18 protein-coding genes are annotated in these 19,991 nt (G+C 64.5%); all 18 read left to right on the top strand.

Going from position 1 to position 19,991, the window contains the following annotated elements; genetic code table 11:
• Positions 1-16: 16 nt before the first annotated feature.
• The 18 genes from ACK4FK_RS16590 to ACK4FK_RS16505 all read left to right on the top strand — a co-directional run bounded on the left by ACK4FK_RS16590 (position 17) and on the right by ACK4FK_RS16505 (position 19,989).
• Positions 17-184: a hypothetical protein gene (locus ACK4FK_RS16590; protein WP_409746286.1), complete on the top strand. Its 168-nt coding sequence runs from the start codon at positions 17-19 to the stop codon at positions 182-184.
• Positions 185-364: 180 nt separating this feature from the next.
• Entirely contained in the window at positions 365-952 is a 588-nt protein-coding gene (locus ACK4FK_RS16585; RefSeq protein ID WP_409746285.1) for an ANTAR domain-containing response regulator, read from the top strand.
• 308 nt (positions 953-1,260) lie between these two features.
• Entirely contained in the window at positions 1,261-2,547 is a 1,287-nt protein-coding gene (locus ACK4FK_RS16580; RefSeq protein WP_409746284.1) for a CmpA/NrtA family ABC transporter substrate-binding protein, read from the top strand.
• A 29-nt stretch (positions 2,548-2,576) separates the two neighbouring features.
• Positions 2,577-3,440 (top strand): nitrate ABC transporter permease, encoded by an 864-nt coding sequence (ntrB, locus tag ACK4FK_RS16575; protein WP_409746283.1) that lies wholly within the window; start codon positions 2,577-2,579, stop codon positions 3,438-3,440.
• Positions 3,441-3,449: 9 nt separating this feature from the next.
• Entirely contained in the window at positions 3,450-4,766 is a 1,317-nt protein-coding gene (locus ACK4FK_RS16570; RefSeq protein WP_409746282.1) for a CmpA/NrtA family ABC transporter substrate-binding protein, read from the top strand.
• Positions 4,767-4,782: 16 nt separating this feature from the next.
• Positions 4,783-5,583 (top strand): ABC transporter ATP-binding protein, encoded by an 801-nt coding sequence (locus ACK4FK_RS16565; protein WP_409746281.1) that lies wholly within the window; start codon positions 4,783-4,785, stop codon positions 5,581-5,583.
• Positions 5,584-5,613: 30 nt separating this feature from the next.
• Positions 5,614-8,061: a nitrite reductase large subunit NirB gene (gene nirB, locus ACK4FK_RS16560; RefSeq protein WP_409746280.1), complete on the top strand. Its 2,448-nt coding sequence runs from the start codon at positions 5,614-5,616 to the stop codon at positions 8,059-8,061.
• A 9-nt stretch (positions 8,062-8,070) separates the two neighbouring features.
• Positions 8,071-8,421 carry a nitrite reductase small subunit NirD gene (gene nirD, locus ACK4FK_RS16555; protein ID WP_409746279.1) on the top strand — a complete coding sequence of 117 codons (351 nt, stop codon included), beginning with the start codon at positions 8,071-8,073 and terminating at the stop codon, positions 8,419-8,421.
• A gap of 7 nt (positions 8,422-8,428) precedes the next feature.
• Complete coding sequence (locus ACK4FK_RS16550; protein WP_409746278.1) at positions 8,429-11,107, top strand: molybdopterin-dependent oxidoreductase; 2,679 nt, start codon at positions 8,429-8,431, stop codon at positions 11,105-11,107.
• Positions 11,079-12,491, top strand: a complete 1,413-nt coding sequence (cysG, locus tag ACK4FK_RS16545) for a siroheme synthase CysG (RefSeq protein WP_409746277.1) — start codon at positions 11,079-11,081, stop codon at positions 12,489-12,491. Before ACK4FK_RS16550 ends, cysG begins: the two co-directional genes overlap by 29 nt.
• Before the next feature lie 248 nt (positions 12,492-12,739).
• Positions 12,740-13,414, top strand: coding sequence for a cytidylyltransferase domain-containing protein (locus ACK4FK_RS16540; protein ID WP_409746276.1), 675 nt, complete (start codon positions 12,740-12,742; stop codon positions 13,412-13,414).
• A gap of 4 nt (positions 13,415-13,418) precedes the next feature.
• Positions 13,419-14,576 (top strand): DegT/DnrJ/EryC1/StrS family aminotransferase, encoded by a 1,158-nt coding sequence (locus ACK4FK_RS16535; RefSeq protein WP_409746275.1) that lies wholly within the window; start codon positions 13,419-13,421, stop codon positions 14,574-14,576.
• Positions 14,573-15,610 (top strand): NAD-dependent epimerase/dehydratase family protein, encoded by a 1,038-nt coding sequence (locus ACK4FK_RS16530; RefSeq protein ID WP_409746274.1) that lies wholly within the window; start codon positions 14,573-14,575, stop codon positions 15,608-15,610. The genes ACK4FK_RS16535 and ACK4FK_RS16530 overlap by 4 nt, the downstream gene beginning before the upstream one ends.
• A 13-nt stretch (positions 15,611-15,623) precedes the next feature.
• Complete coding sequence (locus tag ACK4FK_RS16525) at positions 15,624-16,640, top strand: N-acetylneuraminate synthase family protein (protein WP_409746273.1); 1,017 nt, start codon at positions 15,624-15,626, stop codon at positions 16,638-16,640.
• A 71-nt stretch (positions 16,641-16,711) separates the two neighbouring features.
• Positions 16,712-17,350 carry a formyltransferase family protein gene (locus tag ACK4FK_RS16520; protein ID WP_409746272.1) on the top strand — a complete coding sequence of 213 codons (639 nt, stop codon included), beginning with the start codon at positions 16,712-16,714 and terminating at the stop codon, positions 17,348-17,350.
• Positions 17,347-18,246 (top strand): polysaccharide deacetylase family protein, encoded by a 900-nt coding sequence (locus ACK4FK_RS16515; protein ID WP_409746271.1) that lies wholly within the window; start codon positions 17,347-17,349, stop codon positions 18,244-18,246. Before ACK4FK_RS16520 ends, ACK4FK_RS16515 begins: the two co-directional genes overlap by 4 nt.
• Entirely contained in the window at positions 18,246-19,253 is a 1,008-nt protein-coding gene (locus ACK4FK_RS16510; protein ID WP_409746270.1) for a Gfo/Idh/MocA family protein, read from the top strand. Before ACK4FK_RS16515 ends, ACK4FK_RS16510 begins: the two co-directional genes overlap by 1 nt.
• On the top strand, positions 19,237-19,989 hold the full coding sequence (locus ACK4FK_RS16505; RefSeq protein ID WP_409746269.1) for a GNAT family N-acetyltransferase: 753 nt from the start codon (positions 19,237-19,239) through the stop codon (positions 19,987-19,989). Before ACK4FK_RS16510 ends, ACK4FK_RS16505 begins: the two co-directional genes overlap by 17 nt.
• The last annotated feature ends 2 nt before the right edge of the window (positions 19,990-19,991 follow it).

The following is a 19,991-nucleotide window of genomic DNA, read 5'->3' as shown; positions in this document are numbered from 1 at the left end:
CTCGGGAGCCGGGGAAATGGGCGATGTGCCAAACCGTTTTTGGCACATTTTTGGCACACTGAAAATCAAAAACACTCAACAAGAGCCTGGAGGGCTCAACGATAAAATAGCGTTATTTCAATTAATTGATTGTTGGGCGGTGTTGATGGAGTGTGCCGAGAATGGCTTTCCTCTTGGCTCATAACCTGAAGGTCAGAGGTTCAAATCCTCTCCCCGCAACCAAACCAAAAAAAGCCCGCCGGCGACCTGCCCGGCGGGCTTTTTTGTTGTCCGGACAAGGCCCTGGCCGCCGCTTGCGGCGTTACCCTGCCGCACCGGTATGCATCTTGCTTGGAAACCAGGCTGACAATGTAGGATCCGGGCCGTGGCCAGCGTGCGTATTCTGCTGATCGATGAGGATCCCGAACGGGCGACCGTTCTGGCGGCGGCCCTGCGCGACCAGGGCTACGACCTCGTCGCCCAACTGGCGCCGCGCGACCTGAGCGCCCGCAGGGTGCAGGAGATCGGCCCCGACGTCATCATCGTCGACATGGAATCGCCCTCGCGCGACACCATCGACAGCATGCGCGAAATCAACGCCGCCCAGCCGCGTCCGGTGGTGATGTTCGTGGACCAGTCCGACGAATCGATGATCCAGCAGGCCATGCAGGCCGGGGTTTCGGCCTATATCATCGACGGCCTAAACGTGAACCGCGTGAAGCCGATCGTCGATGTGGCGATCGCGCGCTTCCGCGAGTTCCAGGCCCTGCGCGAGGAATTGCAGAAAACCAAGGCCACGCTCGCCGAACGCAAGACCATCGACCGCGCCAAGGGCCTGTTGATGCGCGAGCGCGGCCTGAGCGAGGACGAGGCCTATGCGGCCCTGCGCCGCCTCGCCATGGACCGCCAACAGCGCCTGGTCGACGTGGCAGAGAACCTGCTGGCCTTTGCCGATCTGCTCAAAAAGAAATAGGCGTCTGCCTCGTTTTTGTGCAGCGCAACATGGGTCAATGGCCGCCCTGCGGCCGCTAGGGGCTTGGAAAATCAGGCATCACGGCTTTGGCATGCATCCTGCTTAGTTAGGCATGAGCCCGCTGCAAAGGCGCAGCGGTTTGATCGGCCTTCCGCCCAAGCCTCCCCAGGCCAGCAGCAGCGTCGATCGTGAAATGGACAATGGCGTCCCGCAATGCGGTTCCGGTTTCCGGGGCCTCACTTGCAGGGCGCTTTTTTTATGGCCGCAACGCCGGGCAACGCCCCGGCAGCAGGGAAAAGGGGATCGACATGGCCGTGTTCAACCGTCGTCAGTTGCTGAAATCCGCCACCGGAGCCGCCGCGGTGATGGCCGCGGCGCGGCTGCAGTTTCCCGCCGGCGCCTTCGCGCAGGCGGCGGGCCCGGAGGTGAAGGGCACCAAGCTGGGCTATATCGCGCTTACCGACTCCTCGCCGCTGATCATCGCCAAGGAAAAGGGGCTGTTTGCCAAATACGGTCTGCCCGACATGGTGATCGACAAGCAGGCGTCCTGGGGTGCCACGCGCGACAACATCGAACTGGGCGAGGCAGGCGGCGGCATCACGGGTGCGCATATCCTGACGCCGATGCCCTACCTGATCGCGACGGGCAAGATCACCAAGACCAAGATCCCGATGGCGATGCTGGCGCGGCTCAACACCAATGGCCAGGCCATCTCGGTGTCGAAGGCCTACGCCGATCTGAAGGTGACATCCGATGCCCGGGCACTGGGCGACGCCTTCCGCAAGGCCAAGGCCGCCGGCAAGGACATCAAATGCGCCATGACCTTCCCCGGCGGCACGCACGATCTGTGGATCCGCTACTGGCTGGCAGCCAACGGCATCGATCCCGAGAAGGATGTCTCCACCATCACCGTGCCGCCGCCGCAGATGGTGGCGAACATGAAGGTCAATACCATGGAAGCCTTCTGCGTCGGCGAGCCCTGGCCGTCACAGCTGGTGCACCAGGATATCGGCTACACCGCCCTCACCACCGGCGAATTGTGGAAGGACCATCCTGAAAAGTCGCTGGCGGTGCGTGCCGACTGGGCCGAGAAGAACCCGAAGGCGACGAAGGCCATGCTGATGGCCGTGCTGGAAGCCCAGCAATGGTGCGACAAGCTCGAGAACAAGGAAGAGATGTGCAAGATCGTCGGCGGCCGCGACTGGTTCAAGGTGCCGGTGGCCGACATTCTCGACCGCCAGACCGGTACGATAAACTACGGCAACGGTCGCACGACCAAGGTCGGCCTTGATAGCCCGCTGGTGATGAAGTTCTGGCGCGACTACGCCTCCTATCCCTTCCAGAGCCACGACTTGTGGTTCCTCACGGAAGACATCCGCTGGGGCTACCTGCCGGCCGATACCGATACCAAGGCGCTGATCAAGCAGGTCAACCGCGAAGACCTGTGGCGCGAGGCCGCCAAGGCCATCGGCGTCAAGGATGCGGATATCCCGGCCTCCACCTCGCGCGGCAAGGAAACCTTCTTTGACGGCAAGGTCTTCGATCCGGCTGATCCGGCCGGCTATCTGAAGAGCCTGGCCATCACCCGCGTGTGACCATGTCGGCGCATGACAAGGAGCTGTCCATGGCTGTGAAAACCGATGTCCTGAGCAAGGCGGACCTGGGCGGCGAGAGCTTCCTCGCCGCCTGGGCCCCGCGTATCGCCGCCGGATTGCGTGTCGCGGCGGCGCGCGTGCTGCCACCGCTGCTGTTCATCGCCCTGTTGCTGGGCATATGGGAAATCGCTTCCGGACGGCCTGGCGCTACGCTGCCGCCGCCATCCACGGTGGTTGCCGATACCTGGGAACTGATCGTCGATCCGTTCTTCGACAAGGGCGGCCTCAACAAGGGCATGTTCTGGCATCTGGCTTCCAGCCTGCAGCGCGTGGCGATCGGTTTCGCCATCGCGGCCGGCGTGGGCATCGCGCTCGGTGTGCTGATCGGCCAGTCGACCCTGGCCTTCCGCGGCCTTGATCCGATCTTCCAGGTTTTGCGCACCGTGCCGCCACTGGCCTGGCTGCCGCTGTCGCTGGCCGCCTTCCGCCATGCCGACCCTTCCGCGATCTTCGTCATCGCCATCACCGCGGTCTGGCCGATCATCCTCAACACGGCAGTCGGCATCCGCAACATCCCGCAGGACTACCGTAACGTGGCCCGCGTGCTGCAGCTCAACGGCTTCGAGTATTTCTTCAAGGTGATGCTGCCGGCCACGGTGCCGTTCATGTTCACCGGCTTGAAGATCGGCATCGGCCTGTCCTGGCTGGCCATCGTGGCGGCCGAGATGCTGATCGGCGGCGTGGGCGTCGGCTTCTTCATCTGGGATGCCTGGAACAGCTCGCTGATCAGCGAGATCATCCTGGCGCTAGTATATGTGGGCCTGGTCGGCTTCATGCTCGATCGCCTGATCGCCTTCATCGGCAGCCGTATCGGCGGCTACAGCCAGCAGTAAGGGGCGGTTATGGCACGACGTCCAGCCAGAACCAAAACCGCGAGGGCCGCCACGCCGGCGGCCCTCGCGAAGATGCGGATCGGCTTCATCGCGCTGACCGACAGCGCGGTGCTGATAACGGCGAAGGAAAAAGGCTTCTTCGCGCGCCATGGGCTAGATGTCACCCTGGTGCGCGAGCCGTCCTGGGCCAACATGCGCGACAAGGTGGCGCTCGGCGCACTGGATGCCGCCCACATGCTGGCGCCGATGCCGCTCGCCGCCACCCTGGGGGCCGGCGGCTGGAAGAAGCCGCAGATCACGAGTTTCGTGCTCAATCTGAACGGCAATGCCGTCACCATCTCGACCGGGCTGTGGAACCGGCTGCTCGAGGCGGAGCCGGCGCTGGCGCAGGACCGGCTGGAAGCGGGCAACGTGCTGCGTCGCCTGATCGCCGCCGATCGCAAGGCTGGTCGCGACAGGCTGACCTTCGCCACCGTGTTCAACTATTCCTCGCACCAGATCCAGCTGCGCTACTGGCTGGCCTCGGCCGGCATCGATCCCGACCGCGACGTGAACCTGGTGGTGGTGCCGCCGCCGCAGATGACCGACCGGCTGGCCGCCGGGGAAATCGACGGTTTCTGCGTCGGCGATCCGTGGAATTCGCTGGCCGTGCTGCGCGGCGTCGGCCGCATCCTGATCTCGGGTTACGAGATCTGGAACAACCGCATGGAAAAGGTGATCGGCGTCAACCGCGACTGGGTGGAGCGCAATCCGCTCACCCACAAGCACATGCTGATCGCCCTGATCGAGGCCGCCGAATGGCTCGACCGGCCGGAGAATCGCCTGGAAGGGGTCGAGATTCTCGCTCGGCCGGACTATATCGGCCCGGAAGCCGCCGAGGCGATCCGCCTCAGCATGCTCGGCGTGGTGCGTTACGGGCTGGATGTCAGCCCCGAGCATATGCCGGACTTCTTCGTGTTCAGTCGCTACAGCGCCAACTTCCCCTGGCGCAGCCAGGCCGACTGGTATCTGACCGAGATGCGGCGCTGGAAACTGATCGATCCGGCCACCGACATCGCCGCCGTGGCCGATGCGGTCTATCGCACCGATCTCTACCGCGAGGCAGCCGCTGCGCTGGACAGGCCCTTCCCGCTGATCGACCGCAAGCCGGAGGGGCTGCATGCCGGGCCGTGGCGGCTGGCCCAGGCCAGCGCGCCGATCGAGATGGGCGCTGACCTGTTCTTCGACGGTTCGTATGTCTCGTCCGCCCGTCCCGCCGCGCCGGCCCAACCGCGCGCGGTGAATGATGGCAGCCTCGCCACCCGCCGCCCCAGCGCCAACCGCTAAACCAAGGAGCCTCCCCATGAGCGCCTATCTCAGCTTCGAAGATGTCGGGATGACCTTCAAGGGCGCCAATGGCCCCTTCATCGCCCTGCGCGACATCCACCTGCAGATCGCCAGCGGCGAATTCGTTGCCCTGATCGGCCATTCCGGCTGCGGCAAGTCCACGTTGCTCAATATCGTGGCGGGCCTGCTGCGCGCCACCCATGGTGGCGTGCTGCTGCAGGGCAAGGAGGTCAACGAACCCGGCCCGGACCGCGCCGTGGTGTTCCAGAACCATTCGCTGCTGCCCTGGCTGACGGTCTACGACAATGTGCGGCTGGCCGTCGACAAGGTGCATGGCCGTACGAAATCCAGCGCCGAGCGCGACAAATGGACCCGGCATAACCTGGCGCTGGTGGGCATGGATCACGCGCTCGACAAGCGGCCGCAGGAAATCTCGGGAGGTATGAAGCAGCGCGTCGGCATTGCCCGCGCGCTGGCGATGGAACCCAAGGTTCTGCTGCTGGACGAGCCGTTCGGTGCGCTGGATGCGCTGACCCGAGCGACCCTGCAGGACACTGTGATGGATTTGCATGCCAAGCTGAAGAACACCGTGATCATGATCACCCATGACGTGGACGAGGCCGTTCTGTTGTCGGACCGCGTCGTGATGATGACCAATGGTCCGGCCGCCACCATCGGCGAAGTTCTCAATGTCAATCTGCCCCGGCCGCGCAACCGCCTGGCGCTGGCTAGCAACCCGGAATACACGCGCTGCCGCCAGCAGATCCTGGAATTCCTCTATGCCCGCCACCGCGCCCCCGGCGTGCAGGCGGCGTAAGGGGCTTTTCGCGTAACGGAGTCCAAGGCCATGAAAGAACGTCTTGTCATCATCGGAAACGGCATGGCGCCCGGACGCATGCTGGAGAAACTGTTCGAATCCGCCCCCGGTCGCTACGCCGTAACGATCTTCAACGCCGAACCGCGGGTGAATTACGACCGCATCATGCTGTCGCCGGTGCTGTCGGGCGAAAAGACCTACGAGCAGATCGTGATTCACGGTGATGGCTGGTACATCAATCATGGCATCACGTTGCACAAGGGAACCCGCGTCACGGCCATCGACCGCGCCGCCAAGACCATCACCACCGATAACGGGCTGATCGAATCCTATGACAAGCTGGTGATCGCCACCGGCTCGGTGCCCTTCATCATTCCCGTGCCGGGCCACAACCTGCCGGGTGTTCTGAGTTACCGCGACCTCGATGATGTCGACGCCATGATCCTGGCCGCCAAGTCGCGCGGCAACGCGGTAGTGATCGGCGGCGGTCTGCTGGGCCTGGAAGCGGCGGCCGGCTTGGCCGAGCAAGGCATGCAGGTGACGGTGGTGCACCTGATGCCGACGCTGATGGAGCGGCAGCTCGATCCCGCCGCCGGCTATCTGCTGAAAAAGGCCATCGAGGAACGCGGCATCCGAGTGCTGACGGGCGCAAACACGAAGGCGATCACCGGCAATGGCCGGGTAGAGGCGGTGGAGCTGGAGGATGGCACACGCATCCCCGCCGATCTGGTGGTGATGGCTGTCGGCATCCGGCCGAATGCACAGCTTGGCAAAGATGCCGGGCTTGCCGTCAACCGCGGCATCGTGGTGGACGACCAGATGCGCAGCTCCGATCCCGACATCTTCGCCCTGGGCGAATGCGTCGAGCATCGCGGCGCCACCTATGGCCTTGTTGCGCCGCTCTACGAGATGGCCGGCGTGCTGGCCAAAACCCTGGTCGGCGAGTCAGCCGGCTATAACGGTTCGGTGACGGCGACCAAGCTGAAGGTGACCGGAATAAACCTGTTCTCGGCCGGCGACTTTGCCGAAGCCAAGGATCGCGAGGAAATCGTTCTGCGCGATGCCGCGCGGGGCGTCTACAAGCGACTCGTCCTGAAGGACAACCGCATCATCGGCACGGTTCTGTATGGCGATGTGGAGGATGGCGCCTGGTTCTTCCAGCTGCTGCGCGAAGGTGCCGATATCGCAGAGATGCGCGAAACCCTGATTTTTGGCCAGGGCTATGCGGGAGGCAGCCCGCTGGACCCTATGGCGGCCGTTGCAGCCTTGCCGGATGAGGCAGAGATCTGCGGTTGCAACGGCGTGTGCAAAGGCAAGATCACCGGTGCGATCATGGCCAATGGCCTAGCCACGCTGGAGGACGTGCGTGCGGTCACCAAGGCGTCGGCTTCCTGCGGCAGCTGTACCGGATTGGTGGAAAAGCTGATCGGCCTGACCCTGGGCGATTCCTATGCGCCCAAGGCATCGAAGGCCGCCTGCGGCTGCACCGACCTTGGTCATGACGATATCCGCCGCCTGATCGTGGCGAAGGAGCTGAAGTCGATACCGGCGGTGATGCAGGAACTGGAATGGAAAACCTCCTGCGGGTGCAGCAAATGCCGGCCAGCGTTGAACTATTACCTGCTCGCCACATGGCCGGGCGAGTATGTCGATGACAACCAGTCGCGCTTCATCAACGAACGCGCCCATGCCAACATCCAGAAAGATGGCACCTATTCGGTGGTGCCGCGCATGTGGGGTGGCGTCACCAGCGCGAAGGAGCTGCGCGCCATCGCCGACGTGGCCGACAAATACAACATCCCGACCGTGAAGGTGACCGGCGGCCAGCGCATCGACCTGCTGGGCGTGAAGAAGGAAGACCTGCCCGGCGTCTGGGCCGATCTGAATGCGGCTGGCATGGTCTCAGGGCATGCCTATGCCAAGGGCCTGCGCACGGTGAAAACCTGCGTCGGCAGCGAATGGTGCCGCTTCGGCACCCAGGATTCGACCGGCCTGGGCATCAAGCTGGAAAAATTCACCTGGGGCAGTTGGACACCGCACAAGGTGAAGCTGGGTGTCTCGGGCTGTCCGCGCAACTGCGCCGAGGCGACGGTGAAGGATATCGGCATCGTCTGCGTCGATTCCGGCTATGAATTCCACATTGCAGGCGCCGCCGGCCTGGAAGTTAAACAGACCATCCTGCTGTGCAAACTGGAGACCGAGGAAGAGGTACTGGAATATACCGGCGCGCTGATGCAGCTTTATCGCGAGCAGGCGCATTACCTCGATCGTATCCACAAATGGCTGCATCGCGTCGGCCTCGATACTGTGAAGCAGCAGATCGTCGAGGATCACGAGCGGCGCCGCGCCCTGTTCGCCCGCTTCGTGCGGGCGCAGAAGGTGGCGCAGGTCGATCCCTGGGCCGAGCGGGTCAACGGCGCCTTCGCCCATGAATTCAAGCCGCTGGCCGACCTGCGGCTGGCCCAGGCCGCAGAGTAGGAGAACGCCATGACCCCCAAAACCGTGATTGGCGACTGGGTCGATATTGGCACGCTGGAGGATATTCCCCGCCGCGGCGCCCGGGTGGTGAAGACGACGCGCGGCGACATCGCCGTCTTCCGCACCATGGATGACAGGCTTTTTGCACTCGATGACAAATGCCCGCACAAGGGCGGCCCGCTGTCGCAGGGCATCGTGCAGGGCGACAGCGTCACCTGCCCGTTGCACAACTGGGTGATCAGCCTGACGACCGGCGAGACCCAGGGCGCCGACCAGGGCTGCACCCGCACCATCGCCATCCGGCTGGAGCAGGGCCGCGTATTGCTGGCCTGGCCTAGCCGGGCGATGCAGGCCGCCTGAGACCGGCATGACCGCCGCAGCACCCGAAATCCGCAGCACCTGTCCCTATTGCGGGGTGGGCTGCGGCCTGCGGCTGCGGCGCGAGGCCGATGGCGCCATTGCCGTGCGGGGCGATGCATCCCATCCGGCCAATGGCGGCCGCGTCTGTTCGAAAGGTTCCGCGCTGGACGAGACGCTGGGGTTGGAAGGCCGGCTGCTGCATCCGATGATGGATGGCAATCCAACGAGCTGGGATGCGGCGCTGGATCGTGTGGCGCGGGTTTTCTCCGATACCATCGAGCGACATGGTCCGGACTCGGTGGCCTTCTATGTGTCGGGCCAACTGCTGACCGAGGATTATTACGTTGCCAACAAACTGATGAAGGGTTTCATCGGCTCCGGCAATATCGACACCAACTCGCGGCTATGCATGGCCTCGGCGGTCGCGGGGCACAAGCGTGCCTTCGGCAGCGATACGGTGCCGGGCACCTATGCCGACCTGGAGCTGGCCGATCTGGTGGTGCTGGTCGGTTCCAATTTGGCCTGGTGTCATCCCGTATTGTTTCAGCGCCTGATGGCGGCCAAGGCCGCGCGGCCGGAGCTGACCATCGTGGTGGTCGATCCGCGCCGCACCATGACAGCACGCAATGCCGATCTGCACCTGGCGCTCAGGCCCGGCTCAGACGTGGCCCTGTTCAACGGTCTGCTGACGTATCTGCATGAACAGGGCCGGAGCGATGGCGCTTTCGTCGCTAGCCATACCGGCGGCCTGAACGAGGCATTGGCGGCGGCGCGTGCGATGCCGCTGGCCGAGATCGCCATGATCACGGGCCTGAGCCAGGTCTTGCTGAAACGCTTCTACGACCTTTTCGCCCGCCATGAGCGCACGGTGACCGCCTATTCCCAGGGCGTGAACCAGTCGAGCCATGGCACCGATAAGGTGAACGCCATACTTAACTGCCATCTGCTCACCGGACGCATCGGCAGGCCCGGCATGGGGCCGTTCTCGATCACCGGCCAGCCTAATGCCATGGGCGGCCGCGAGGTGGGTGGCCTGGCCAACCAGCTCGCCTGCCATATGGAGCTGGAAAATCCCGATCATCGCCGCATCGTGCAGGATTTCTGGGCCGCGCCGCGTATCGCCGACAAGCCCGGCCTGAAAGCGGTGGATCTGTTCCGCGCCGTGAAGGGCGGCCGCGTGAAGGCAATCTGGATCGCCGGCACCAATCCGGTCGACAGCCTGCCCGATGCCGACGATGTGCAGGCGGCATTGCGGGCCTGCCCCTTCGTCGTGGTGTCCGATGTTCTGCAGGTTACCGACACGGCGCGCCATGCCCATGTGCTGCTGCCGGCGGCAGCCTGGGGCGAAAAGGATGGCACCGTCACCAATTCCGAACGCCGCATCTCGCGCCAGCGTGGTTTCCTGCCGCTACCCGGCGAGGCGAAACCCGACTGGTGGATTTTCGCCCAGGTCGGACAGCGCATGGGTTGGCCGCAGGCTTTCGCCTACCGGAATCCGGCGGCGATCTTTGCCGAATATGCGCGGCTGAGCGGTCTTGAGAATGACGGCCGTCGTGATTTTGACATTTCCGCATTGGGCGACATCACGGCCGGGGAATACGACGCACTTGAACCTTTTCAGTGGCCCTGGCCTGCCGGGCAGGGGGGCCGCGACGAGCGCCGCTTTTTCGCCGATGGGCAGTTCTACACGCCGGACCGCAAGGCCCGCTTCATCGCCACGCCCTGGCGGGCGGCGGCTGAACAGCCCGACGAGGCGCATCCGATGGTGCTCAATACCGGCCGCATCCGCGACCAGTGGCACACCATGACGCGCACCGGCCGCGCGCCGCGACTGATGGGCCATATCGCGGAACCATTCCTGGAAATCCATCCGGCCGATGCCGCCGCGCATGGCATCGCGCCTGCCGGGCTGGTGCAGGTGCAGAACCATCGCGGCAGCGCCGTCCTGCGCGCCCTGGTCAGCGAGGAGCAGCAGCGCGGCACGGTCTTCGCGCCGCTGCACTGGACCGACCAGTTCAGCGCACGGGCGCGCGTCGATGTGCTGGTCAATCCAGCCACCGATCCGGTCTCGGGCCAGCCGGAGCTGAAATTCACCCCGGTCTCCATGCAGCCTTATGCCGCGACCTGGTATGGCTTCGCCGTGCTGGCGACAAAGCCGGCCCTGCCAGACACGGGGTACTGGACCCTGGCGCCGGCCCGCGATGGCTGGCGGCTGGAACTGGCCGACACAGAACGGCCGGCGGACTGGATCATGCTGGCCCGCGGCCTGTTCGGTCTCGGCGACGGCGATGGCATCGACCTGCTGGCCTATCACGATGCCGCTGCCGGCCAGCATCGCTTCGCCGCTTTCCGTCACGACCGCCTGACCGGTGCGCTGTTTGTGGCGCCGCAGCCGGTGGCGGTGTCCCGCGCCTGGGCGGCCGATCAGCTCGGCGTTTCGTTCGCCACCGCCACGGCGCGCCTGCGCCTGCTGGCCGGGCGCACCGGCGCCGACCAGCCCGATCGCGGCGCCATCGTCTGCGCCTGCTTCGACGTCGGCAGCCGTCAGATTGCCGCGGCCGCGGCCGGCGGTTGCAGCACGGTGGAGGCCGTGACGGCCGCCACCCAGGCCGGTGGCAATTGCGGCTCCTGCCGCAGCGAAATCCGGAGGATCATCGATGCCATCGGACTCCAGAAAGCCGGCTGAGGCGGCGGCGCGGCGCATCGCGCCGCTGGCCGTGCTGCCATTGTTCATCGACCTGCATGGCAAGCGTGTCGTGGTGGCGGGCGGTGGCATGCCGGCGGCCTGGAAGGCGGAATTGCTGGCCGCGGCCGGCGCGCGGGTCGATGTCTTCACGCCCGAACCCTGCGCGGAACTGCTGGCCTTGCAGGATGGAATCACCCTGCAGCGCCGCCATTGGCAGCCGGGCGATCTTGCCGGTGCCGTCATCGCGGTGATCGAGGCGGCGGACGAGACGGAAGCCGCCGACTTCCATATCGCCGCACGGGCGGCCGGCGCGATCTGCAGCGCCATCGACAGGCCCAGCCATGGCGACGTGCAATTCGGGTCCATCGTCAACCGCTCGCCGGTGGTGGTCGGCATCTCCACCGACGGCGCCGCGCCGGTGCTGGCCCAGGCCGTGCGCCGGCGCATCGAGACCCTGCTGCCGGCCACGCTGGGCGCCTGGGCCGCCGCCGCCAAGCGTATCCGCAAGACGCTGGCCGACACTTTCGCGGCGCCGTCGCAGCGCCGGGCCTTCTGGCAGCGACTGGCCGAGCGCGCCTTCATCGAACCGACGGTGCCGGCCGATGCCGATCTGCTTCGCCTGCAGCCCGTCGCGGCAGGCGGCCATGTCACGCTGGTGGGGGCGGGGCCGGGCGATGCCGATCTGCTGACGCTGAAGGCCATGCGCGCGCTGCAGACGGCCGATGTGATCCTGTTCGACGATCTGGTGTCGGATGGCGTGCTCGATCTGGCCCGGCGCGAGGCCAAGCGCATGATGGTGGGCAAGCGCGGCGGCCGCGCGAGTTGTCGGCAGGACGACATCAACGCGCTGATGATCAAGCTGGCGCGCCAGGGCAAACGGGTCGTACGGCTGAAATCCGGCGACCCGATGGTGTTCGGCCGAGCCGGGGAGGAGATCGCGGCCCTGCAGGAGCGGGGTATCCCGGTCGATGTGGTGCCCGGCATTACCGCGGCCCTGGCCGCCGCCAGCCGGCTTGGCGTGTCGCTCACCCATCGCGAGGCGGCGCATTCGGTGCGGTTCGTCACCGGCCATTCGCGGCGGGGCGGCCTGCCGCGGGATCTGGACTGGCGCGGCCTGGCCGATCCGGATTGCACACTGATGGTCTATATGGGCGGCCGCACCGGCGCCGAGCTTGCCGCCCGCCTGATCGGGGAAGGATTGCCGGCTGACACGCCCGTGGTGGCGCTGGCCGCGCTCTCGCGACCGGAGGAAACCCGCTGGCTTGGCCGGCTGGATCGGCTCGGCGACGGCCTGCAGGCCCTGGCCGGCGATCAGCCGGTACTGGTCGGTATCGGCCGGGTCTTCGCCGTTGCCCGGACCTCGCCGGTGGCCCTGTCGGCCTGAGCCGAAGCAATCGTCTGGTTTTCCGGTCAAATCGGGTATTCCGGGCCGTATTCTCCGCCGGCCTGCCGCCCGGATAATGCTTTGTTAATAATCATTTGATTTCAGTACATTATGAGAAACGACAGGCGGAAGCTGCGGCGCAGCCCTGTATGGCCAGAGGGCAATGGGGGCCTGCCTGCCGGCGGCCCGGCGGCCGCCATGCGCGCGCCTGCATATATCTCTTCCGCTCCCACGCAACGGTTTCGATCATGACCCCGGTGGCCGTGATCCAGGCGCGCATGTCGTCGCGGCGGCTGCCCGGCAAGATCCTCATGGAGGTGGCGGGCAAACCGCTGCTGGCTTACCTTGTGGAAAGGCTCAGGCATTCCAGGCGGCTGCAGTCGATGATCGTCGCGACGTCGCAGGCGCCCGAGGACGATCCAGTGATCGGATTATGCGAACAGCTCGGCATCCGTTCGTTCCGCGGCGCGCTCGAGGATGTACTCGGCCGGCTGCTGGCCGCGGCCGGCCTGGCGGATGCCTCCGCCATCGTGCGGGTGAACGGCGACAGTCCGCTGCTCGACCAGGCGCTGGTCGACCGCGGCGTCGCCGAATTCGATGCCGGTGACGCGGATATCGTGACCAACGTGTTTCCCCGCTCTTTCCCCAAGGGACAGTCGGTGGAGGTGATCTCGGTCGCGGCCCTGGCGCGGGTCGCCGGGCAGACATCGGATCCGGACGATCGCGAGCATGTCACGCGGTTTTTCTATAACCACCCCGAGCGTTTCAAGATCAGGAATTTCGCATGCAAGACCGACCTCAGCGGCGTGCAGATGTCGGTCGACACGCCGGAGGATCTGGAGATGTTCAGGTCGACCATCGCGCGGCTGAAGCGGCCGCATTGGGAATACGGGTTCGAAGAAATCCTGCTCGTCCGAGGCTGATGCAATGAGCGAGAAACGCAATATCCCCTTCGGCATGCCGCAGATCGGCGATGAAGAACGCGCGGCGGTGATGGACGTTCTGTCGGGGCCGATCCTGGTTCACGGGCCACGCGCCACGCAGTTCGAGGAAGCCTTTGCCGCCTATACCGGCGCGCCACACGCGATCACGGTGTCGTCCTGCACAGCCGGCATGCACCTGGTCTGGTTCACGCTCGGCCTGGGGCCGGGCGACGAGGTGGTAGTGCCGGCGCAGACCCATGCCGCGACGGCCCATGCGGTTGAGCTGGTCGGCGCAAAGCCGGTCTTCGTCGACGCCGAGCGCCGGACCGGTAACATCGACCTGCAAGCCCTGGAAGCCGCGATCACGCCCCGCACGCGGGCGATTGCGGTTGTGCATTACCTGGGCATGCCGGTGGACATGCCGGCGGTAATGGCGATCGCGCGCCGCCACAAGCTGTTCGTGCTTGAGGATTGCGCCCTGGCCGTGGGCACGCGGCTGGATGGCGTTCATGCCGGCCTGCATGGCGATGTTGGCGTATTTTCCTTCTATCCGGTCAAGCACATGACCACCGCCGAAGGCGGCATGATCATCACCCGCGACGCAGACCTGGCCGCGCGCCTGAAGCTGCGCAAGGCCTTTGGCGTCGATCGCGCCCACGGCGAGCGCAAGGTGCCGGGCGTCTATGACATCGTTGCGCTGGGTTTCAATTACCGCATGAGCGAACTGCATGCCGCGATCGGCAGCGTGCAGCTGCGCCGGATCGATGGGTTTCTGGCCGAGCGGCAACGCAACTTTGATTTTATGGCAGAATCGCTGCGCGACGCGCCGGACATCACCCTGCTGCAATCCACGGGCGGCCGCTTCACCAGCAGCTATTACTGCATGTCGCCTGTGCTGGCGCCCGCCCTGCTGGAGCGCCGCACCGATATCATAGCCCGGCTGAACGAGGCCGGCGTCGGCACCAGTGTGCACTATCCGCATCCGGTGCCGAGGCTGAGTTATTATCGCGAGAAATATGGCTGGACGGATGGCGCCTATCCGGTCGCCGCCTGGCTGAGCGATTGTTCGATCGCCCTGCCGGTCGCGCCGCATCTTAAACCGGGCGATGCCGAATATATCGCGGAAACGCTCAAGAAGGTCATGAAGGGGGAAATGCCGTGAAGATCGATTTGACGGGCAAGCGCGTTGCGCTCATTGGCGGCGCCGGCTTCATCGGCCATAACCTGGCGCTGGCACTGACGCGCCTGGGCGCCGACGTGCATATCATCGACAGCCTGCAGGTCAACAATATGGGGGCTTTCTCGAACGCGTCGGGCGATTCGAACAAGGCGCTTTATCTCAAGCTGATCGACGAGCGTCTGGCGCTGCTGCGCGAGGCGCGGGTGCCGCTTCATATCGTCGATGCGCGCGATTACCACATGCTTTCGCGCGCACTGAGCGACATAAACCCCAATGTCGTCGTCCAGCTTGCGGCGATCGCCCATGCCAACCGCGCCAACAAGGATCCCTTCAGCACCTTCGACCACAGTTTCCGCACGCTGGAGAATGCGCTTGATTTCTGCCGCAGCGAGGGGCGCCATTTCGTCTATTTCTCGTCCTCCATGGTCTATGGGAATTTTGATGGCGAGGCAGTGACGGAAGACCGGCGCTGCGAGCCGATCGGTATTTACGGCGCCCTCAAATACGGCGGCGAGAAGCTGGTGATCGCCTATAATCAGGTGTTCGGCATGCCGTATACAATCGTGCGGCCTTCGGCTCTATATGGCGAGCGCTGTGTCAGCCGCCGCGTGGGTCAGGCTTTCATCGAGAACGCCCTGCGCGGCATTCCGCTCACTGTCAACGGAGACGGATCAGATGCACTGGACTTCACCTATATCGAAGATCTTGTGCAGGGGCTGATCCTGTCGATTGCCAAGCCCGAGGCGAAGAACGAGATTTTCAATCTCACCTATGGCGGCGGACGCACGCTCAAGCAGATGATCGCCATCGTCGAGCAGGAATTTCCTGGCGTAACGGTGAAATACAATCCACGAGATGCCCTGATGCCGGAGCGCGGAACCCTGTCGATCGAGAAGGCCAAGCGGCTGCTTGGCTATCAGCCCAACTTCCCGCTCGAAAAGGGATTCGTGAAATATATCCGCTGGTACAAGGATCTGGCGGAGAAGAATCCGCAGCTTTTCGTGCCACATAACTAAGACGGGCCGGAACGTGCAGCTCTTTGGTCGGAATCTCCAGCAGGACGTCGCCATTGTCGCCGAAATCGGCGTCAATCACGAGGGCAGCGAGGAATCCGCCCTCAAGCTGATCGATCTGGCCATCGATGCCGGCGCGGATGCGGTAAAGCTGCAAACATATACGCCGGAGCGTTATGCCTCGGCCTCCGATCCTGCGCGTCTGGCGCGCGTGACGCGATTCTCGCTGAGTCACGATGCGCATCGGCGCCTGGCCCGGCATGCGGAAAAACGCGGTGGCATCCTGTTTTCAACGGCCCTGACCGAGGATGTCGTGCCATTCCTGGCGGAATGGTGCCCAGTCATAAAAGTAGCCAGCGGCGACCTGGTGTTCGAGCCCACCATCAGGGCTGTCGCCGCCACCAACAAGCCCGTCATCATTTCGACCGGCAATGCCACGGTGGACGAGATCGACGCCGCCTTGGGCTGGTTCCGCGACGAGGCCGGTCCCGAGGCCGTCGCGCAGCGTGTGATTATCATGCATTGCGTGGCCTCCTATCCCGCCCCGATAGAACAGGCGAATATCCTGAGCGTGCCATACCTGCAGCGGCGGTTCGGCCTGCAGACGGGATACTCCAACCATGTGGTGGAACCGGAGGCGATCTATGCGGCCGTAGCCCTGGGGGCCACGGTGATCGAAGCGCATTTCACCGATCAGAAGCACGGACGGGAATTCCGCGATCACGCCATGTCGTTCTCGCCGGAAGAGTTCGCCGAAATGGTCGTGCGGTCGCGCAGGATCCGTGCCTCGCTGGGGCTGTTCGAAAAGAAGCCCGAGGCCTGCGAACGGCCGCTGCGCAATGCGATGCGCAAGGGCCTCATTGCCGCCAGGGATATCGCGGCCGGCGAGATTCTGACCGCCGGAGCTCTGATATATGCCCGCCCGGCCGGCAATTTTTCGGCCGCCGACCTGCCTTCATTGCTCGGCCGGACGCTGGCCGCCCCCCTCGGGCGCGGCGAAAGCATCACTCTCAAGCATCTTCGGGAGACGTAATGAAGGTCTCCGTCTTAACGACCGATACGCCCCATCACGCCTATTTTGTGAAACGCGTTTCAGAATGCGGGGTGAGGCTGCAGGTCGTCGAGGAATTGAGGCATCTGTCGCCGCCCTTCGACGTGGCGCACGGTTTCGAAGTCCGGCGCGATGACTATGAATACGATTTGTGGTTCGCAGGGCGCCGGTCCGGCCTGGGCGATTACGCCGATATCCGTCGGGTCGACTCCATAAACGATCCCGAAACGGCGGCCATGATCCGAGAATACAAACCGGATCTGGTGATCGTGTTCGGGACCTCCCGCCTCGCCGAGGCAGTCATTGCGGCGGCGGATACGGTCCTGAACCTGCATGGCGGTGATCCTGAGCAGTATCGCGGCCTGGACAGCCATCTGTGGGCCATCTATCACCGGGATTTTGACAATCTGCTGACCTGCCTGCATGTGGTGAACAGGGATCTGGACGATGGGGCCATCGTTTCCATCCGGCCGGTTGCGCTGGCACGCGGCATGAAGCTGCACCAGCTGCGGGCCAGCAATACCGAGACGGCCTGGCGCCTCAGCCACGATGCGATCCGGGAGTTCGCCGAAACCGGGCGCGTGATGAGCCGCCCACAGCGCATGCGCGGACGATATTATTCATTCATGCCGTCGGTGCTAAAAGCGCAATGCGAACGCAGGTTCGATGCCTATTGCGAGAACCTGCCATGAGCTACGCCTCTCGCCTGCAGGATGGTCATATCGCCATTTATCTGCTGCATGGCGTTATCGAGCGCCAGACTGCCCTTGTGCGCAACTACACCAGAAAGCACATAGAGAGGGATTATTTCGCGGCATTCATCCGGGAATTGCGCGCGGCAGGCACGCCCATCAGTATGGACGACGTGCTGCGCTACAGCCGCGATGGCGGGCCTTTGCCGCCGCGTCCCTTTGCAATCACGTTTGATGACGGCTTTCACAACAACCTGTCGGTCGCGGCGCCGGTGCTAGCTGAGCAGAATGTGCCCGCGACCTTCTACGTGACATCGTCTTTCGTCGACCAGAATCGCATGGGCTGGATCGACCGTATCGAATATGCCATCGAACGGCGCCCGAGCGGTAGCCTCGAGCTGCCCTGGGGCAGGCGGGACTATTCCGGCGTCGAGAACAGCAAGGCGCTGCTTTCCGAAATCCGCCGCCATGTGAAGCAGGATCGACGCCTGGAGCCCGACGATGTCGCCTCCGATATCCAGCGGCAGCTTGGGTTCGAACCGGTCTTCTGCAGCGACGATCCGCTGGACCGCAAGCTGACCTGGGACGAGGTGCGCGAGCTCGACTCGGATCCGCTGTTTACAGTCGCGGGGCATTCCCACACCCACAGAATCCTCGAATATCTGGATGATGCCACGCTGCAATGGGAAATCGATACCAGCATCGGCCTGCTGCGCGACAAGTCGGGCATAGTCAGCCGGCATTACAGCTATCCCGAGGGGATGCAGTATTGCTATTCGCAGCGGGTCATCGACTGCCTGAGGTCTCGCGGTGTGGAATGCAGCCCATCGGCTGAGGACGGGGTGAATGCCGTGCCGGCAGATCCCTTCCATCTGAAGCGCATCATGGTTGTGTGATGCCGTCGCGCCCTCTCCACTGTGCCGTGATTGGCCTCGGGGTGGGGCAGCGCCTGGCGGAGGCCATCGCGGCCCGCGAAGACTGCAGTCTGGTCGCGCTGTGCGATATCGATCCCGGCAAACTTGCCAGCGCGAAGGAGCGCTTCCCGCAGGCAGCCGTGACGACCAGGGACGCGGATATCCTGGACGACGATAGCGTCGACATGGTGTGCATCGCTTCCTACGACAATTATCATTTTGCGCAAACCCGGCAGGCATTGCTGAATGGCAAGCATGTCTTCGTGGAAAAACCCTTTGTGCTGTATGAACAGGAGGCGCGTGAAATTCGCGCGCTTCTGGGGCAGAGGCCCGGCTGCCGGCTTTCCTCGAACCTCGTGCTGCGTACGGTGCCTCGGTTCCGCGACCTCAAGCGCCGCATCGAAGGCGGAGAACTGGGGCAGCTTTTCCATCTGGAGGGCGATTACGATTATGGCCGGCTGGCCAAGATCGTGGATGGCTGGCGTGGCCGGCTGCCTTTCTATTCCGCCGTACATGGCGGCGGCGTGCATATCGCCGATCTGCTGATGTGGCTCGCGCAGGATCGCGTCGAGGAGGTCAGCGCCTATGGCAATGCGATCGCCAGTGCCGGATCTAGCTTCGCGAATTTCGACATGGTGGTGGCGGCCCTGCGCTTCCGCGGCGGCGCGGTCGGCAAGCTGGGGGTCAATTTCGGCTGTGTCCGGCCGCATTTTCATCGCCTGCAGGTCTATGGAACGAGCGCCACCTTCGAAAACCGGCCCGATGCCGCGCTGCTCTACACCTCGCGTGAAGCAGCAGCGGCGCCAGCCGCACTGGCAACCGACTATCCAGGCCATGACAAGGCACTTGTCGTTGGCAGTTTCATCGACAGCCTGTGGGGCAGCGCCGAAATGGTGACGACGGAGGATGTCTTCGCCGCAATGTCGGTCTGCTTTGCCATCGAGAGGAGCGCCCATGAGGGGCGGCCGGTCCGTGTCGACTATATTTGAAGCCGATGGCGTGCCGCACTTCACGGCCGATGTCGATGCCTGGCTGTCGGCGGTGATGGGTTGCCGGGTCAACCGGATATCGCGCGCGGCCGCGCCCGATGCGACCGGCGCGGCGGCCTGGGCCGAGGCCTTGGCCGCGCCCGGCTTCAGCTATGCCAAGCTGCCCTGTCAGGCGGTGGTTGCCGCCCAGCGGCTGGAGGATGCCGGTTTCCGCTATGTCGATGTCGGGATCGTCCTGGATGCCGACAGGTCGGCGGTGCCAGCGCGGGCAACGACGGGCGTGCGGCCGGCCACGCCGCAGGATGAGGCTGCCGTCGCGGCACTGGCTGCCAGCGCCTTTCGCTGGTCGCGCTTCCATCTCGACCCGGCCGTGCCGAACGCATTGGCCAACCGCATCAAGGGCGCCTGGGCGGCTAACTATTTCAGCGGCCGGCGCGGCGACCACATGGTGGTGGCGGAAGCCGATGGCAGCATCGCGGGCTTCCTGCAGCTGCTGTATGATTCCGAGCGGCGGCTGGTGATCGACCTGATCGCGGTGGGATCGGCTTGGCGGGGCCGCGGGCTGGCCTCGGCCATGATCGCCCATGCCGCCGCGCAATGGGCGGGCGAAGCTGGGCTGCGCGTCGGAACCCAGCTCGCCAACAGGGATTCCTTCGCGCTGTATCAGCGTCTCGGATTCCGCCTCAGCGACGCCAGTCTGATTTTTCATCGGCATCATGCCGTGGTGTGGGAATAGAT

Source organism: Ferrovibrio sp. (genome assembly GCF_046297895.1).
In the GTDB taxonomy this organism is placed as follows: domain Bacteria; phylum Pseudomonadota; class Alphaproteobacteria; order Ferrovibrionales; family Ferrovibrionaceae; genus Ferrovibrio.
This window is presented reverse-complemented; position numbering and strand designations above follow the sequence as displayed.

Excerpts from the sequence above, each read along its gene's own strand:
- ACK4FK_RS16510 (WP_409746270.1), top strand. The coding sequence starts at position 18,246 with ATGCCGTCGCGCCCTCTCCACTGTGCCGTGATTGGCCTCGGGGTGGGG.
- ACK4FK_RS16535 (WP_409746275.1), top strand. The coding sequence starts at position 13,419 with ATGAGCGAGAAACGCAATATCCCCTTCGGCATGCCGCAGATCGGCGAT.
- ACK4FK_RS16570 (WP_409746282.1), top strand. The coding sequence starts at position 3,450 with ATGGCACGACGTCCAGCCAGAACCAAAACCGCGAGGGCCGCCACGCCG.
- nirB (WP_409746280.1), top strand. The coding sequence starts at position 5,614 with ATGAAAGAACGTCTTGTCATCATCGGAAACGGCATGGCGCCCGGACGC.
- ACK4FK_RS16580 (WP_409746284.1), top strand. The coding sequence starts at position 1,261 with ATGGCCGTGTTCAACCGTCGTCAGTTGCTGAAATCCGCCACCGGAGCC.
- ntrB (WP_409746283.1), top strand. The coding sequence starts at position 2,577 with ATGGCTGTGAAAACCGATGTCCTGAGCAAGGCGGACCTGGGCGGCGAG.
- ACK4FK_RS16515 (WP_409746271.1), top strand. The coding sequence starts at position 17,347 with ATGAGCTACGCCTCTCGCCTGCAGGATGGTCATATCGCCATTTATCTG.
- cysG (WP_409746277.1), top strand. The coding sequence starts at position 11,079 with ATGCCATCGGACTCCAGAAAGCCGGCTGAGGCGGCGGCGCGGCGCATC.
- ACK4FK_RS16590 (WP_409746286.1), top strand. The coding sequence starts at position 17 with ATGGGCGATGTGCCAAACCGTTTTTGGCACATTTTTGGCACACTGAAA.
- nirD (WP_409746279.1), top strand. The coding sequence starts at position 8,071 with ATGACCCCCAAAACCGTGATTGGCGACTGGGTCGATATTGGCACGCTG.
- ACK4FK_RS16565 (WP_409746281.1), top strand. The coding sequence starts at position 4,783 with ATGAGCGCCTATCTCAGCTTCGAAGATGTCGGGATGACCTTCAAGGGC.
- ACK4FK_RS16540 (WP_409746276.1), top strand. The coding sequence starts at position 12,740 with ATGACCCCGGTGGCCGTGATCCAGGCGCGCATGTCGTCGCGGCGGCTG.
- ACK4FK_RS16550 (WP_409746278.1), top strand. The coding sequence starts at position 8,429 with ATGACCGCCGCAGCACCCGAAATCCGCAGCACCTGTCCCTATTGCGGG.